This is a genomic window from Streptomyces sp. NPDC089424 (assembly GCF_044749345.1).
GTDB lineage: Bacteria > Actinomycetota > Actinomycetes > Streptomycetales > Streptomycetaceae > Streptomyces.
Genome location: NZ_JBIVHU010000007.1, coordinates 402446 through 417551, shown reverse-complemented (window position 1 = coordinate 417551; position 15106 = coordinate 402446). Strand labels below are relative to the sequence as shown.

Sequence of the window (15106 nt, the reverse complement as noted above, 5' to 3'; positions counted from 1 at the left end):
CCCCCTCCTGGCGAGCGGTTACCACTGGAAGTTTTTACTGACGCGTAACTTCCCCCTTGTACTACTCGCCCGTAACTTGACGAGTGAACAGCATCCTCGTGATCCGGGTCACAGGGCGTAAGGCCATCGCAACTCCCTTGAGCCGCAAGGAGATCACTCGATGCTGCCCTGGAAACGCGTGCTCAGACCCGTGGTCGCGCTGCTGCTGACCGCCGTCGCCGCCACCCTTCCCGCCGCCACCGCGCAAGCCGCCGCCACCGGCCAGGCCGCCACCAGCAGTGGCTGGAACGACTACTCCTGCAAGCCCTCCACCGCCCACCCCCGCCCCGTCGTCCTGGTCCACGGCACGTTCGGCAACTCGGTCGACAACTGGCTCGGACTCGCCCCGTACCTGACCACGCGCGGCTACTGCGTCTTCTCCCTCGACTACGGCCAGCTGCCCGGCGTCCCCTTCTTCCACGGTCTCGGCCCCATCGACAAGTCGGCCGGACAGCTCGACGTGTTCGTCGACAAGGTGCGCGCCGCGACCGGCGCCGCGAAGGTCGACCTCGTCGGCCACTCCCAGGGCGGCATGATGCCCCGCCACTACCTCAAGTTCCTCGGCGGAGCGGCCGAGGTGAACGCCCTCGTCGGCATCGCCCCCGACAACCACGGCACCACCCTGTCCGGCCTCACCCAGCTGCTGCCGTACTTCCCCGGCGCCGAGGACCTGCTGTCCACCGCCACCCCGGCGCTCGCCGACCAGATCGCCGGCTCCGCCTTCCTCACCCGGCTCAACGCGGGCGGCGACACCGTGCCCGGCGTGCGCTACACGGTCATCGCCACCAGGTACGACCAGGTGGTCACGCCGTACCGCAGCCAGTTCCTGGACGGGCCGGACGTGCGCAACGTGCTGCTCCAGGACCTGTGCCCGGTCGACCTCTCCGAGCACCTGGCGATCGGGCTGTTCGACCGGATCGCCTTCCACGAGGTGGCCAACGCCCTCGATCCGGCGCGGGCCAGGCCGACCACCTGCGCGTCGGTGTTCAGCTGACGCCCGCACCACGACGCCGGGGCCTGACCGGCCTGAGCCGCCGGTCGGGCCCCGGAGTACCTCGTCAGCGGCCGTGCCGGCCGCCGCCCACCGCCCGCCGGCGGACCGAGGCGAACAGGGCCGCCGAGCCCAGTGCGAGCGCGGCCGCGCCGCCGACGGCGATGTACGGGGTGCCGCTGTCGCCGCCGGTCTCGGCGAGGTTCTCGGTCGCTCCGGCGGCCGCGGCCTTCGGCTGGTTGGCCGTGGGGGCGTCCGGGGTGGCCTCCTGTGCCGCCGGCTCGGCGGACGTGCGGGGGTCGTCGTCGCCGTGGCCGTGGTTCTCGACGGTGGAGTGCTCGGCACCGGCCTCGATCTGCTCGTCGCTGGGTGCGGAGGCGGCGGGCGCGGGCGCGGCGCCGCCCTCCCCGCCGTCGCCGCCCGCGCCGTCGTCACCGGCACCGGCACCGGTGTCGCTGCCGGTGCCCGCGTCGGTCCCGGAGCCGCCCGCGCTGCCGCCGCCGAAGGTGACGTCCGAGCAGGAGTAGAAGGCCTCCGGGCTGTCCGAGCGCTGCCAGACCGCGTACAGGACGTGCTTGCCGGAGCGCTCCGGGAGGGTGCCGGAGAAGGTGTAGAAACCGCCCGACGCGGCCGGGTCGGTGGCCGTCGCCACCGGGTTCGCCAGATCCAGGTCGTCCCAGGCGAGCGCCTTCGCGGAGTCGAAGCCGGGCTTGGTGACATAGACCTTGAAGGTGCCCTTGTGCGGGGCGGTCACGCGGTACTTGAACGTGTACGAGCCGCTGCGGACGGATGTCGCCGGCCAGTCGGCGCGGGCCAGGTCGAGGCCCTTGAAGGCCTCGTTGTTCGCGCTGCACAGCTTGCCGTCCGGTATGAGCGTCTCGTGCGCTCCGGCCGCGTTGCCGATGCGGATGCCGTTCCAGTCGTACAGGGCCTGGGTACCGCCCGCCGCGACCGCCGCCTTGCACGCGTCGGACCTCGGGCTCTCCGGGCCCTCCGCGTAGCACTGGGAGACCCGGCTGACCGGGTCGCCCATCGAGCCGTGCGCGGACGCCGGCGCGGTGGACAGCGCGGTCAGGGCGAGCGGGACGAGGCCGACGGCGGCGACGGTGGCGGCCTTGCGGCGTGCGGGCATGGGGGAACTCCTCGTAGCGGTCACGTGGGCGGATCCCGGGATCGGATGGACGAAGGGGGATCCCGTGGGGGGCGCTTCGAAGCTAGCCCGTGGTGACCGCGAAATCGCCTGCTGAGGGCGTTGGGAGGAGATCCTTATGGTCCCTTTAAGGGACCGCTCAGACTGCGCTGAGGTAGGAGTGCCAGGTCCGGATCAGTCGGCCGGCCACCAGGTGTGCGCGATGTCCTTGCGCACCTCGGGCCGGCGTTCGCAAGTGGGCTCGTCGGTCTCCTCGCGGAGTCTTCGGGAGTCCGTCTTCCGCGGGGGCTTGTGCACTGTGATGCGGCGCATGGCTGCCTCCTTCAGTGCCTACCGAGTTCCGTGTTCTCACGGAGGTAGACCATTTCGGGGAGAGTTCCTCATCGCTGCCGATATGTCTGTGGCCGCCGTCACCATTCGGCTGTCAGTGGCGCCTGTCACCCTGAGTGGCATGACGGAGCAGACAGCGGATCACGACTGGGACGCACGGGCCGCCGCCTTCGACGACGAGCCGGACCACGGGCTGCGCGATCCCGGGGTGCGGGACGCCTGGGCGCGGCGGCTGCGCTCCTGGCTGCCCGGCGCCCCCTGCGAGGTCCTCGACCTCGGCTGCGGCACCGGCAGCCTCTCGCTCCTCGCGGCCGAGCAGGGACACCGCGTCACCGGCGTCGACCTCTCCCCGGCCATGGTGGACCTGGCCCGCGCGAAGCTCGCCGGCCGTGACGCCGTGTTCCTGGTCGGTGACGCGGCGGCACCGCCGGTGGGCGGGCGGCGCTTCGACGTCGTGCTCGTACGCCATGTGCTGTGGACGCTGCCGGACCAGGGCGGGGCGCTGCGGCACTGGCGGGACCTGCTGCGGCCGGGAGGGCGGCTGGTGCTGGTCGAGGGCGTCTGGGGGACCGTCGCGCCGGTGGGTCTGGCCGCCGACCGGCTGCGGGAGCTGCTCGCGCCGGTGGCGGGGTCGGTGCGGGTGGAGCGGCTGTCGCAGGACACGGCGCTGTGGGGGAAGGCGGTGGGCGACGAGCGGTACGCGGTCGTCGCCCTGACGTGACCTTCAGTCGCCGAGCAGGGCCTCGAAGCCGTCGCCGCGCGCCAGCGCCTCCAGTGCGTCCAGAGCCGCCACGGCCGCGGCGGCCGCCGCCGGGTCCGACTCGGACAGGCCGCTCTCGGCGAACTCGTCCTCGTCCAGCCGGCGCACGTCCGTGCCGTCGGCCGAGCGCCACAGGTCCAGGTCGAGGTCCTCGACGACCAGCTCGGTGCCGGAGAACGTCGCCGGGCGGGCGATGTCGCAGTACCAGCCCTTGAGCACGCCGGCCGGGTCGCGGACCTCCATCACCGCGTACCAGCGGTCCCGCCAGTAGTACTCGGTGAAGACGTCACCGGGCTCGAAGCGCACGAAGCCGAAGTCGCGCACGGCGGCGCCCGCGAACGGGGCGCGGACCACGATCCGGGTGCCGTCGTCCCGGAGCAGCTCGGCCGGGTAGCGGATCTTCGTCCGGCCGGCCTTGCGCAGGACGACCTCGACGGCAGAGCTCGGCTCAGCCTTCGGTACGGCCGAGTTGACGGGCATGGCGCACCTCCGTCGCGCAGATGTCGTATCCGAACCACTTGTTGATCGCGAGCATCGGGCCGTTGCCGGTGTCGTTGCCCGTGAACGCCTCCGTGCACCCGGCCGCGCGGGCCCGGTGCAGGGAGGCGTTCTTGGCGAGCTTGGCCAGTCCCCGGCCGCGGAAGGCGCGGGCGGTTCCGGTCATCGCGGAGCTGTAGCGGGTGCCGTCCGTGTAGGCGACGCTGAAGGCGGCGGGGCGCCCGTCCACGACCACGACCGAGGTCAGGGAGCGGTCGAGGAGCGGGTGCTCCCAGGTTCCGCGGAGCCACGCCTCGTAGTCGGTGAACTCCGTGTCGATGTCGCTGGGTTCGTCGGACGTCGTCTCCGCGTCCAGCGCGAACAACGGACGCGGGTCGTCGGCGTAGTCGGCCGCCGTGCGCAGCGCGACGCCCGGCGGCGGGTCCTGGAGCGGCGGCAGGGTGCCGTGGGCCAGGTCCAGGCGGAGGAAGTGCGCGGAGCGGCTCGCGTGGTAGCCGTGGCGTTCGGCGAAGGCGCGGTGGGCGGGCGCGTCCAGGACCCAGGAGAAGAGCCTGGTCGCCCCGTGGGCGGCCAGATGCTCCTCGGCCGTCCGGACCAGCGACGAACCGGCGCCGCTTCGGGTCCGCTCGGGGTGCACGTAGACGTTGAGCGAGCCCTGGCCCGGCTCCGGGCTGTCGTACGCCATGTGGACCTGCGCGGTGCCGATCACCTCCCCGTCCCGCTCCGCGACGAGGGAACGGAAGTGGGCGTCGGGATGGGTCCGCGTGAGGTGGTGCACGACGGACTCCGGCGTGACCAGGATGAACGGCAGAGCCAGCCGGCGGACCCGGGCGAAGCCCTCGAGGTCGGCCCGCTCCTCGGGACGGAGGTCGCGCACGATCACTGTCATGGGGGCGCACGCTACGCGGGGGAACACGACGGATGCCTCTCATTTTCCCGCGGGTACGGGAGAATCGGGCCGTGACCTTGAAGATCCACATTGACGAGGGCGCCGCGGCTGCCCCGTACGAGCAGGTGCGGGCGCAGATCTCGGCGCAGGCGCGGTCCGGGGAGCTGCCGGTGGGATACCGGCTGCCCACGGTGCGCGGGCTGGCCGAGACGCTGGGGCTGGCCGCGAACACCGTGGCGAAGGCGTACCGGGCGCTGGAGACGGACGGCGTGATCGAGACCCGCGGGCGCAACGGGACGTTCGTCGCCGCCGCGGGAGGGGCGGCGCAACGGGAGGCGGCGGGGGCCGCGCAGGCCTACGCCGAACGGGCGCGCAGGCTGGGCCTCGGCGAGGCGGAGGCGCTGGACGCCGTACGGGACGCGCTGCGGGCCGCGTACGGCGAGCGGGAGCCGACACCCTGACCGGCCATCCGTGCTCCGGGCACCCGATCGCCTTGCCCCGGAGGGCTCGGGCGTCTCACCGCCGGTTCGCCGGTATGCCGGGGGTGCGGGTCGGCGTGCGTCCCGCGCGCCGCGCCAGCTCGGCGAAGGTCACGGCGTCCTCCACCGCCGCGCCGCCCGGGTCGTTGTTGAAGTACACGTACACGTCGCGGTCGTCGGGGAACGCGGCCGTGACGCGGTGGAGCCAGGTCCGCAAAGACTGCCGGCCGTAGTGGGGCCAGGGCCGGGCGCGGCCCTGGTGGAAGCGGACGTAGCCCCAGTCGGCGGTCCGCCACAGCGGCGTCACCGGACGGGAGCGGACGTCGGCCCAGCACAGGGCCGCCCCGCGCGAGCGCAGGACCTCCTCCACCTGCGGCGTCCACCAGGAGTCGTGCCGTGGTTCGACCGCGATCCGGGTGCCGGAGGGGAAGCAGGCCAGGCAGGCGTCCAGCAGCCCGGGATCCGCGCGCAGCGTCGGCGGGAGCTGCACGAGCACCGGGCCGAGCCGCCCGGCGAGCCCGGACGCGTGGGTCATCAGGCGCCGCACCGGCTCCTCGGGGTCCTTCAGGCGCTTGATGTGCGTCAGATAGCGGCTGGCCTTGACCGCGACCACGAAGTCCGACGGCACCCGGTCCCGCCACGCCTCGAAGTTCTCCCGGGTCGGCAGCCGGTAGAACGCGTTGTTGATCTCGACCGTGGCGAAGCCCTTGGCGTACTCCTCCAGCCACAGCCGCATCGGGCACCCGCCCGGATACAGCAGCCCTCGCCAGTCCTTGTACTGCCAGCCCGACGTGCCGACGAACAGGGTCATAAGCCCATCAAAGCACCGGTACGGACCGGGCGGCCGGCTACAGGTACAGACCCGCCTCCGACCCGCCCCGCGGCTCCGGCAGCGCCGTCGGGGAGGTGCCCCGGCGCAGCGCGTACAGCTCGGCCAGCGTCGCCCCCTCCCGGCCGACTCCCTCCTCGGTGCCGAGCCAGCTGACCGACTCACGCCGGGTCAGCGGCCCCACCTCGATGCGGGCCAGGCAGCGGCCGGGGCGCACGACGGCCGGGTGGAGGCGTTCGAGGTCCTCGTTGGTGGTGACGCCCACCAGGACGTTGCGGCCCTGGCCCAGCAGCCCGTCCGTCAGGTTCAGCAGCCGCGACAGCGCCTGTCCCGCCGTGTGCTTGGCCTCGCCGCGGATCAGTTCGTCGCAGTCCTCCAGCAGCAGCAGCCGCCAGCGGGCCTTGCCGGCCGCGTCCTCCTCGCCGATCGCGATGTCCATGAGATAGCCGACGTCGCTGAACAGCCGCTCCGGGTCCAGGACGCAGTCCACCTGGCACCAGTCCCGCCACGAACGCGCCAGCGTGCGCAGCGCCGACGTCTTGCCGGTGCCCGGCGGGCCGTGCAGCAGCAGCAGCCGGCCCGCGATGTCCTCCGGCGTCGTCTTCATCAGCCGGTCCATGGCCTGCGCGACCGGCTCGGTGTAGTTGGGGCGCACCTCGTCCCAGGTGCCCGCGGAGATCTGCCGCGTCGTACGGTGCGGACCGCGCCGGGGGGAGACGTACCAGAAGCCCATCGTCACATTCTCCGGCTGCGGCTCGGGCTCGTCCGCCGCCCCGTCCGTCGCCTGGTCGAGGACCTTCTTGGCCAGGTCGGCGCTGGTCGCGGTCACCGTGACGTCCGCGCCCCGGTTCCAGCGGGAGACCAGCAGCGTCCAGCCGTCGCCCTCCGCGAGCGTGGCGCTGCGGTCGTCGTCGCGGGCCACGCGCAGCACCCGCGCGCCCGACGGCAGCAGCGTCGCCCCGGAGCGGACACGATCGATGTTGGCCGCGTGCGAGTACGGCTGCTCGCCCGTCGCGAAGCGCCCGAGGAACAGCGCGTCGACGACGTCGGACGGCGAGTCGCTGTCGTCGACGTGGAGCCGGATCGGCAGAGCGTCGTGTGGGTTGGCAGACATGCCGCCATGATCGGGCACAAGGGCCCCCGGTGCACCCGCTTTCCGTGGTGCGTACGGAGTGTCGGCCGCGCGCGCCGCGTTCCGCTGTGCCCCGGTACATCCGCCTGCCGGGGTCGTACATGTGCGACATCTGCCCCAACCCCGGCCCCCGCGGCTACTGTTGCCCCGATGGGACGTCATGAGTGGCACACGGGGGCACGGTGGTGGCGGCTCACCGCGCTGCTCGGCGTGTCGGCGGCCGTCGTGGCGCTGGTGGTGACCCTGCTCGGCACGTTCCCCGGCGACGGCGCGAGCACGGCCGGCACCTCACCCGACGGCGACAAGGTGCACGGCACGCCCGTCGTCCCGCCCGGGCAGCCGCGCCCCGACGTCGGCTGGGGCTTCACCCACACCCAGTACAGCGCCGACGAGGGCGCCGCCGCGGCCGTGCGCAGGGTCGGCGACCGCCTGCGACGGTCGGGGCTGCCGCAGAACCAGCACATCATGGGCTGGGGCGCCGACAACCCCGAGCCGCTGAAGGGGCGTTACGACTTCGCGGCCCTCGACCGCCGTGTCGATCTGGCCCGCGCCTCCGGCGGCACCCCGGTCATCACGCTGTGCTGCGCCCCGGACTGGATGAAGGGCGGGGAGACCGGCGCCGGCCGCACCGACTGGAGCCAGAAGGCCCTGGAGACGGCCCCGCGGCCCGAGCACTACGCCGACTTCGCCGCCCTGGCCGCGACCGTCGCCCGGCGCTATCCGGACGTACGCCACTTCATCGTCTGGAACGAGTTCAAGGGCTTCTGGAACGACGCCGAGCAGCGCTGGGACCAGGAGGGCTACACCGCGCTGTACAACCTGGTCCACAAGGCCCTGAAGGACGTCGACGAGGACATCATGGTGGGCGGGCCCTACCTGGTGATGGACAGCGTCGACCCACGGCGGACGGAGATCGCCTCCACCACCGTCCAGGGCCCCTGGGGCGCCCTGGACCAGCGGGTCCTCGACGCCTTCACCTACTGGAACGCGCACAAGGCGGGCGCCGACTTCGTCGTCGTGGACGGCTCCAGCTACACCAAGGACGACGAACTGCTGCCGGACGAGTTCGCCGCCACGGAGAAGTTCACGGCCGTGGGACGGTGGGTGCGCCGGCAGACCGGCGGCGAGCTGCCGCTGTGGTGGGCCGAGTACTACGTCGAGCCCGCCGACGGGAACGACGACCGGCACGGCTGGTCCGAGCCCCACCGTCGTGCCGTCCACGCCGCCGCCATGATCGCCATGGTCGGGGGCGGCGCGTCCTCCGGCTTCTACTGGAACCCGCAGGAGAAGACCGGCCCCGACTGTCCCGGCTGCCTGTGGTCGCCGACGGACACCGAGGACGGGGGCGCGGAGCTCCCCATGTACGACCTGGTCGCGCGCTTCGACGCCGCGTTCCCACCCGGGACGGCGTACGAGCGCGTGGCCGCCCCGGCCGGCGTACGGGTCCTCGCCACCGCGCGGACACTGCTGGTCGTCAACACCCGCGACCGGGCGGGGGCGGCCGAGGTCGACGGCAGACGGCTGGACCTGCGGCCCTACGAGGTGAAGTGGGTCGCGCGCTAGCGCGTCACCTCATCGTCACGAACCGCTGCACCAGCGCCGCGCACACCACCGCCAGCAGCGGCAGCGAGAACCAGAAACCGCCCTGCAGCCGGCGCAGTTGCCGCACGCCCGGCCGCGTCGCCACGCGGACCATCTCCCGTCCCGACAGCAGCACGACCAGCGCGACCGCCGCGAGGCCGCCCACCACCGACCAGGGCGTCCAGGTCACCAGCGGTCCCGGTGGGCCGGGATCGGCCTCGGGGACGGGGCCGGCCGGCTGCCTGTCCAGGGCGTAGACCGTCACGTCCGCGTTGGCGAACGCCCGTCCCAGCTCCGGACGTCCGTCGAGGTTCGAGATCAGCCGGGGCTCCCAGTCCGTCGGGTAGCCGGCATCCAGGCGCAGGGAGGCGACCTGACCGGCGTTGACCATCAGATAGGAGTTCGGACCGGCGTCCCTCAACGCCTTGACCAGGCCCGACACCAGCTCCGGGTCGACCGGTGCCTGCGTCGGCACGTACCGCACCTTCTCCATGTCCCGCGCGCCCCACGGCATCGCGGGCGTCACGGTCTCCAGCGGGTCGTCGCTGAGCCACAGCAGCCGCACGCTCGGCTCGTCGTGCGCGTACACGAACTCCATGGCCGCGACCTCGCCGGGCCGCACCCGCTCGAACGGCTCGTTGCCCCACCGGGCCACCAGGAACCCGCCCATCAGCACCAGCCCCGCAGTCAGCGCGGCCAGCGGGGCGAGGCTCGCCCGGAACACGGTCCGTTCCCCGGCGCCCGCGCCGGCGCGCGGGAAGAGCGCGAGGCCGGCCAGCAGGGCGGCGCCGGGCAGCGCGAACAGGAAGACGCGCAGCGCCATCTCGCCGCCGTAGGACTGCATGCCGAAGCCGAGGAACGGTACGAAGGTCAGCACGAGCAGCGACCGCTCCCGGTACTTGTGCGCGCGCCGCCGCCACCAGCCGCAGCAGGCGAGGGCCAGCACGGCGCCGGCGAGCGCCACGCGCGCGTACAGCACGAGTGCGTGGGTCGAGCTGCCGCCCTCGATCCGCCCGGACACCGAGGACGACACGTTGCCGCCGACACCGCCGACGCCGCCGAACAGCTCGTCGAAGTGCCCCGACCAGTACGGCTCGGCCATGAAGCCGATCCACGCCACCACCGTCACGCCGAACAGCACCGGCAGCCCGCGCAGTTCGCACATGCCGGCCAGCACCAGGGCGGTGACCACGCCCAGCATCACGAACGGCGTGAGCTGGTGGGCCGGGACGGTCGCGGCGAACAGCCCGATCACGACGAGCAGCAGCACCCCACGCTGCCGCCTGCCCGCGGGCTCCACCTCCGCCTCGCCGGGGCGCGACCTCGTCCAGATCACGCGCGGGGCGCGGAACCAGACCAGCAGGATCGCCACCAGGGCGAGATACAGCAGGTAGGTGAAGCCCTGCGGGGAGAAGTAGTCCTGACCCACCCAGCCGCTCAGCACGAAGATCCACACGCCGGCCCAGCGGGCACGCCAGCTCGTCCGGAACGCGCGGGTCAGCAGGAACAGCGGTGCCAGATAGAGCAGTTGCACGGTCAGCGGCCACCAGCGGATGACCTCGGTGAGATCGCCGACCCCGCAGGCCTGGGCGACGAGCGCGGCCACCGCGAAGAACCCGGGCCAGCTCCAGCGCGCGTCCAGGTCGGGTACGGCCGTGCCGGTGCGGTCGATGTGGTCGAGGAAGCCGAGATGCTGCCAGGCCGTCGCGAACCGGGGCTCGGTCTCGATCACGGCCGGCAGCGCGTGCAGCGACACCACGGTCGCCAGCAGCGTGACCAGCAGCAGCGCCCGGCGTTCGCGGCCCGGCCACAGCAGCGCGGCGAACACCACGACCAGCAGCGCGGCGCCGATCAGCGTCCGGACGGGCAGGACGGAGACCAGGCCCAGCCCGCCCATGCGGTCCAGGTCGGCCTCGCCCAGACGGGACGCCGGGACCCAGTAGAGCAGCAGCGCGGCGGTCAGCAGGGAACCGAGGACGGCACCGAGCGGGGTCGGCCGCAGCCGCTGCCACCGGGTGACCCCGGGGCCTCCGTCGCGCGCGTCCCCGCCCGCGTTTGCGCCCGCGGCGGGCTCCGGCTGTTCCGCGCGTACCGCCACCCCGGTGGGTGGCGTGCCCGGTCCCGGCCGTACGTCCGGCCGCCGTTCCTGGTGGTCGAAGTCGACCGGCAGGCCCAGCACGAGGGTGTCGCTGTCCCGCGCCCAGGCCGGGACACGCCCGCGCGCCGGTCCGGGCGACGCCGCGACCTCGCGCGCCCCCAGGTCGGCGAGGTCCCCGTCGGGAGCCGCGCCGGGCGGGACGTCGGACGCGGCGCCCCGGACGGTGCGGTACAGCCGCGGCGCGGCGATCGCCACGATCACCGAGAGGCTGACGATCTCGGCCACGCCCGCCCCGGTCAGGCCCATCCGCGGCAGCAGCACCAGCGTCAGGCCGAGTACCAGGGCGCACAGCAGCCCCTGCAACCAGGCCAGCCCCGCGGTGCGGCTCTGGGCGCGCAGCACCGCGAAGTACGTCTCCATCACCACCCGCAGCACCGCCCCGGCCGCCAGCCAGCGCAGCAGCGGCGTGGCCGCCTCCGCGTACCCCGCGCCGAAGACGCCGAGGATCCAGGGCGCGCCGAAGAACAGCACCGCGGCGACCGGCAGCATGATGCGGGCCATCCGCCGCAGCGCGGCCCGGGTGTTCGCGGCGAGCCTGTCCGGGTCGTGCGAGGCCTCGACGGTCAGCGAGGCGCCCATGTTGATGGCGAGCAGGTTGACCGTCCCCGCGATGGTGGCGGTGATGTAGAAGTACGCGTTGTCCTCGGCGGCGACCTGCGCGGCCACGATCACCGGCACCAGATAAACCACGGCGAGCGAGAACAGCGAGCCCGTCCAGTCACCGGCGAGGAATCGCCCGACCTCGCGCAGCGTCGGCGTCCGCGCCTGCTCCTCGGTCGCCCGTACGTGCCGGGGCACCAGCCGCCGGAACACCAGCCAGCCCAGCGGCAGCACCGAGGTGGCGATGGCCGCGACCCAGGAGACGAAGACGCCGGCCATCGGGATCGCCACCGCGAACGCGATCAGCAGCCCCAGCTTCACCGCCGAGAAGACGGTGTTCCCGACCGGCACCCACAGCGCGCTGCGCAGCCCGGTGAGCACCCCGTCCTGGAGCGTGAGCAGGTTCCAGGCGACGACCGCCACCACGAAACCGGCGGCGAGCAGCGGCGAGTGCAGGAAGCGGTACGACGGCCCCCACACGTCCAGCGTCAGCAGGAACACCCCCGCCGCCAGCGCCACCACGAGCGAACTGCCCGCGTACGTCCGGAAGATCAGCCGTCCGGTGCTCCGGCCGGCGACCGGGATGAACCGGGCGAGGGCACCGGTGAGCGTCACCGCGGTGAGCCCCGCGAGGAGCTTCATCGCGGCGATCGCGGCGGACCCCTGCCCGACCGCCGCCTCGGAGTAGTGGCGGGCCGCGAGCAGCCAGTAGCCGAGGCCCAGTACGGCCGAGATGCCCGTGTTCAGCATCAACGCGTAGGCGTTGCGCAGCAGCTGGCCACCGCCCGGCGACCGGCGCGAACCGGGCAGTAGCGGGCGGCGCCGGGGCTCGTCGGTGGGTTCCTTCCCGGTCGGTGCGGCCGGTGGGGTGGTGGTCGTGTCAGACACGGGTACGGGTGGCCTTCCGGCGAACCTGACGTGCTCTGCGGACCAGCGCGTAGCCCTTGGTGAGGGCGCGGTCCCTGACGAAGGTGCGGGTGATCGCGCGGCCCTCGACGAGCCGCGCGAACTCCTCGATCCCGGTGCCGCGGCGCACGGTGACCCGGCGCAGGGCGTACGGCCCCTGGGCGGGGCGGGCGAGGTCGTTGCCGACGGCGAGCGCCTGGCCGTACCCCGTCGCCCGTACCGCGCGCCGGACCCGGCGGCTGGAGTAGCCGTACGGGTAGGCGAACGACGGGGGCGGCGCGCCCAGTTCCTCGGCGACGATCTCCCGGCAGCGGCTCAGCTCCCGGCGCAGGGCGTCGTCGCCCAGCTGGTCGAGCTGCGGGTGACTGTGGCTGTGACCGCCGATCTCGACGCCCGACTCCGCCAGTTCGCGCACCTGGTCCCAGTCGAGCATCCGGTCCAGGCCGCCCCCGGTGTCATGGGCACCCCTGATCCAGCCGGTGGTGACGAACAGCGTGGCCGGGAAGCCGTGCGCGGCGAGCACGGGCAGGGCGTGGCCGTGGACCCCCTCGTAGCCGTCGTCGAAGGTGACCAGCACCGGGCGCGGCGGCAGCGGACGGCCCGAGCGCCAGCGCCCCGTGAGCTCGGCCGTGGTCAGCGGGGTGAGCCCCAGGTCGCCGACGACCTCCATCTGCCGCGCGAAGGCCTCGGGAGCGACCGACAGGGCCCGGGTCGCGTCGTTCGGCTCGGCCGCGACCGCGTGGTACATCAGGATCGGCACGCGGATGTCAGTCACGTCCACCGCCCCCGATCGGCGCCACCGAGAACGCCGGGCCGCGCCCGCGGGCCCGCACGCTGCCGATCACGTAGCCGCCGGCCGCCGCGCACACGCCCGCGACGATGGCCCCCGCCCTGCCCGCGCCGCCCGGCCGGGCCAGCACCGCGTCCCGCAGCCCGCGCGCCACACCGGCCGGCAGCACCCGGGTCGTGTACCGGCGTTCGGACTCCAGCCCTTTGTGCGCGCCCACGCTCCGCGCCACCAGTGCCTTCGACAGGCCCTCGGCGTATGTGCGGGTGCGGAAGTAGGCGAACCGCTCGCGGCCCGACGGCACCCGGTGGTGGATCACCGCGCGGTCGTCGATCAGCAGGACCGCCTCGGGCACGGCGCGGGTCAGACGGATGCACAGCTCCGTCTCCTCGCAGCCGAGCGGGCGCTTGTCGCCGTCCCGGCCGATGCCGGTGGCGAAACCGCCCGCCGCCTCGAACGCCGCGCGGCGGAAGGACGCGTTGCCGCCCAGTACGTTGCGGACCCGGACGAGGCCGGGCGGCAGGCCCCGATAGGTGCAGCCGACCACCCAGTCGAACTCCTCCGGGAACCAGGCCGGGCGGCGCCCCGACGCCCAGACGGGCACCGTACGGCCGCCGACCGCCATCACGCGCGGGTCGGCGTAGGAGGCGGCGAAGTGCCGCAGCCAGTCGCGTTCGGCGACGGCGTCGTCGTCGAGGAAGGCGATCACCTCGCCGCGGGCTGCGGCGATGCCGGTGTTGCGGCCGGCGGACAGGCCGCGGGGGCCCGCGTTGGCGAGCACCCGCACGACGGCGTCCTCCCCGGACCGCCCGGACTCGCCCGACTCCTTGTACTCCCGGGCGAGCCGGTCCAGAAGGGCCTGGTTGTGGTCCACGACCAGGAGCGTCTCCAGGGCGGGCCGGGACTGCGCCCGCACGGAGTCGACGGCCGCGAGGATGTCCTCCCAGCGGTCCTCGGTGTAGGCGCAGATCACGACGGAGATGCCGGGATCGCTCAAGAGATCTCTCCCCGGGGCGCGTCGATCATCGGCGAGGGGTGGTGGCGGCGGCGCAGCGCGCGCCGGTTGGAGCGCTCCCGCAGGATCACTCTCAGCACCCGCAGTCCGTCGCGCACCGCGCTGAGGTTGCTGGTGCCGTGGATGCGGAGGTACTCGTGGCTCGGGATCTCCTGCACTCTCAGGCCGGCCTTGACCACCCGGATGTTCATCAGCGTCTCGACCTCGAAGCCGGTGCAGTCGAGGTCGATCTTGTCGAGGCAGTGCCGCCAGAAGGCGTTGTAGCCGTAGCACAGGTCGGTGTAGCGGGCGCCGAACTTGCGGTTGACGACCGCGCACAGGGTGCGGTTGCCCAGCTTGCGGACGAAGGTCATGTCGTCGGTGCCGCCGCCGTTGGCGAACCGGGACCCCTTGGCGAAGTCCGCGCCGGAGACCAGCGCGGAGACATAGCTGACGATCTCGTTGCCGTCGGCCGAGCCGTCCGCGTCGACCATCACGATGATGTCTCCGGTGCACGCCTCGAATCCGGTGATCAGCGCGTCGCCCTTGCCCTTCCCGCGCTGTTCGACGACCTTCACGTCCGGCCGCAGCCCGCGGGCGACCTCGACCGTGTCGTCGGTGGAGTTGCCGTCCACCAGCACCACTTCATGGATCCAGTCCGGAAGGGTCTTGAAGACGTACGGGAGATTCTCCGCCTCGTTCATGGCGGGAATCACCACGCTCACCGGCGGTGTGATGGCCAGGTGTGTGGATATCGGCCGGTAGGCGCCGGCCGTCGACGGTTTCCGCTCTGTCGCGGCCGAGCCCAGAACAGCGCTCATGAGTTGGTCCCTCTCGTCCGGTGGACCGCCCACCCCCGGGCGGCCCGGCTCTTTGTCCGGTGCGAAAGGGGGGTTTGTACTGGCACAGCTCACCAGCCCCGGAAAACGGCAGCCGGTTGCGCGGAACGGCCCGGTCACACCTCAGGCGTCACCGGGCACGGC

General features: G+C 73.3%; 14 protein-coding genes. 4 read left to right on the top strand and 10 right to left on the bottom strand.

All coding sequences use genetic code 11. The annotated features are described in order from the left end of the window. Window positions 1-160: 160 nt before the first annotated feature. Window positions 161-1033, top strand: a complete 873-nt coding sequence (locus ACIP2X_RS28940; protein ID WP_401678159.1) for an esterase/lipase family protein — start codon at window positions 161-163, stop codon at window positions 1031-1033. A 64-nt stretch (window positions 1034-1097) separates the two neighbouring features. Here the strand turns inward: ACIP2X_RS28940 and ACIP2X_RS28935 are convergent, their stop codons facing one another. Together ACIP2X_RS28935 and ACIP2X_RS28930 are read right to left on the bottom strand one after the other, a co-directional pair. Further along, window positions 1098-2162, bottom strand: coding sequence for a lytic polysaccharide monooxygenase (locus ACIP2X_RS28935; RefSeq protein ID WP_401678156.1), 1065 nt, complete (start codon window positions 2160-2162; stop codon window positions 1098-1100). A 192-nt stretch (window positions 2163-2354) separates the two neighbouring features. Beyond that, the gene (locus ACIP2X_RS28930; protein ID WP_401678153.1) at window positions 2355-2492 is read right to left on the bottom strand and encodes a hypothetical protein; all 138 of its coding nucleotides are present in this window, start codon (window positions 2490-2492) and stop codon (window positions 2355-2357) included. Window positions 2493-2631: 139 nt separating this feature from the next. Here ACIP2X_RS28930 and ACIP2X_RS28925 point away from each other — a divergent pair, with 139 nt between their 5' ends. Beyond that, a complete protein-coding gene (locus ACIP2X_RS28925; protein WP_401678150.1) occupies window positions 2632-3231 on the top strand; it encodes a class I SAM-dependent methyltransferase in 600 nt (199 codons plus the stop codon). A gap of 3 nt (window positions 3232-3234) precedes the next feature. Here the strand turns inward: ACIP2X_RS28925 and ACIP2X_RS28920 are convergent, their stop codons facing one another. Continuing rightward, complete coding sequence (locus ACIP2X_RS28920) at window positions 3235-3750, bottom strand: DUF402 domain-containing protein (RefSeq protein WP_401678147.1); 516 nt, start codon at window positions 3748-3750, stop codon at window positions 3235-3237. Further along, window positions 3719-4657 carry a GNAT family N-acetyltransferase gene (locus tag ACIP2X_RS28915; RefSeq protein ID WP_401678144.1) on the bottom strand — a complete coding sequence of 313 codons (939 nt, stop codon included), beginning with the start codon at window positions 4655-4657 and terminating at the stop codon, window positions 3719-3721. Before ACIP2X_RS28915 ends, ACIP2X_RS28920 begins: the two co-directional genes overlap by 32 nt. Window positions 4658-4728: 71 nt before the next feature. On the opposite strand from ACIP2X_RS28915, the gene ACIP2X_RS28910 reads away from it, so the two are divergent. Next, a complete protein-coding gene (locus tag ACIP2X_RS28910; protein WP_401678141.1) occupies window positions 4729-5118 on the top strand; it encodes a GntR family transcriptional regulator in 390 nt (129 codons plus the stop codon). Window positions 5119-5173: 55 nt separating this feature from the next. Here ACIP2X_RS28910 and ACIP2X_RS28905 read toward each other — a convergent pair whose 3' ends face one another. Both ACIP2X_RS28905 and ACIP2X_RS28900 read right to left on the bottom strand, forming a co-directional pair. Beyond that, the gene (locus tag ACIP2X_RS28905) at window positions 5174-5947 is read right to left on the bottom strand and encodes a DUF72 domain-containing protein (protein WP_401678139.1); all 774 of its coding nucleotides are present in this window, start codon (window positions 5945-5947) and stop codon (window positions 5174-5176) included. A 37-nt stretch (window positions 5948-5984) separates the two neighbouring features. After that, complete coding sequence (locus ACIP2X_RS28900; protein ID WP_401678136.1) at window positions 5985-7079, bottom strand: DUF5925 domain-containing protein; 1095 nt, start codon at window positions 7077-7079, stop codon at window positions 5985-5987. Between the two features lie 168 nt (window positions 7080-7247). On the opposite strand from ACIP2X_RS28900, the gene ACIP2X_RS28895 reads away from it, so the two are divergent. Continuing rightward, window positions 7248-8660 (top strand): xylan 1,4-beta-xylosidase, encoded by a 1413-nt coding sequence (locus ACIP2X_RS28895; protein WP_401678133.1) that lies wholly within the window; start codon window positions 7248-7250, stop codon window positions 8658-8660. Window positions 8661-8664: 4 nt separating this feature from the next. On the opposite strand, the gene ACIP2X_RS28890 is transcribed toward ACIP2X_RS28895, so the two are convergent. From ACIP2X_RS28890 to ACIP2X_RS28875, 4 genes are read right to left on the bottom strand one after another with little or no spacing between them, the layout of a single operon-like run. Next, window positions 8665-12324 carry a lipopolysaccharide biosynthesis protein gene (locus ACIP2X_RS28890; protein ID WP_401678130.1) on the bottom strand — a complete coding sequence of 1220 codons (3660 nt, stop codon included), beginning with the start codon at window positions 12322-12324 and terminating at the stop codon, window positions 8665-8667. Beyond that, window positions 12317-13117 (bottom strand): polysaccharide deacetylase family protein, encoded by an 801-nt coding sequence (locus tag ACIP2X_RS28885; protein ID WP_401678127.1) that lies wholly within the window; start codon window positions 13115-13117, stop codon window positions 12317-12319. The genes ACIP2X_RS28890 and ACIP2X_RS28885 overlap by 8 nt, the downstream gene beginning before the upstream one ends. Next, window positions 13110-14126, bottom strand: a complete 1017-nt coding sequence (locus tag ACIP2X_RS28880) for a glycosyltransferase family 2 protein (protein WP_401678124.1) — start codon at window positions 14124-14126, stop codon at window positions 13110-13112. The genes ACIP2X_RS28885 and ACIP2X_RS28880 overlap by 8 nt, the downstream gene beginning before the upstream one ends. Beyond that, entirely contained in the window at window positions 14123-14944 is an 822-nt protein-coding gene (locus tag ACIP2X_RS28875; protein ID WP_401678121.1) for a glycosyltransferase family 2 protein, read from the bottom strand. Before ACIP2X_RS28875 ends, ACIP2X_RS28880 begins: the two co-directional genes overlap by 4 nt. Between the last annotated feature and the right edge of the window lie 162 nt (window positions 14945-15106).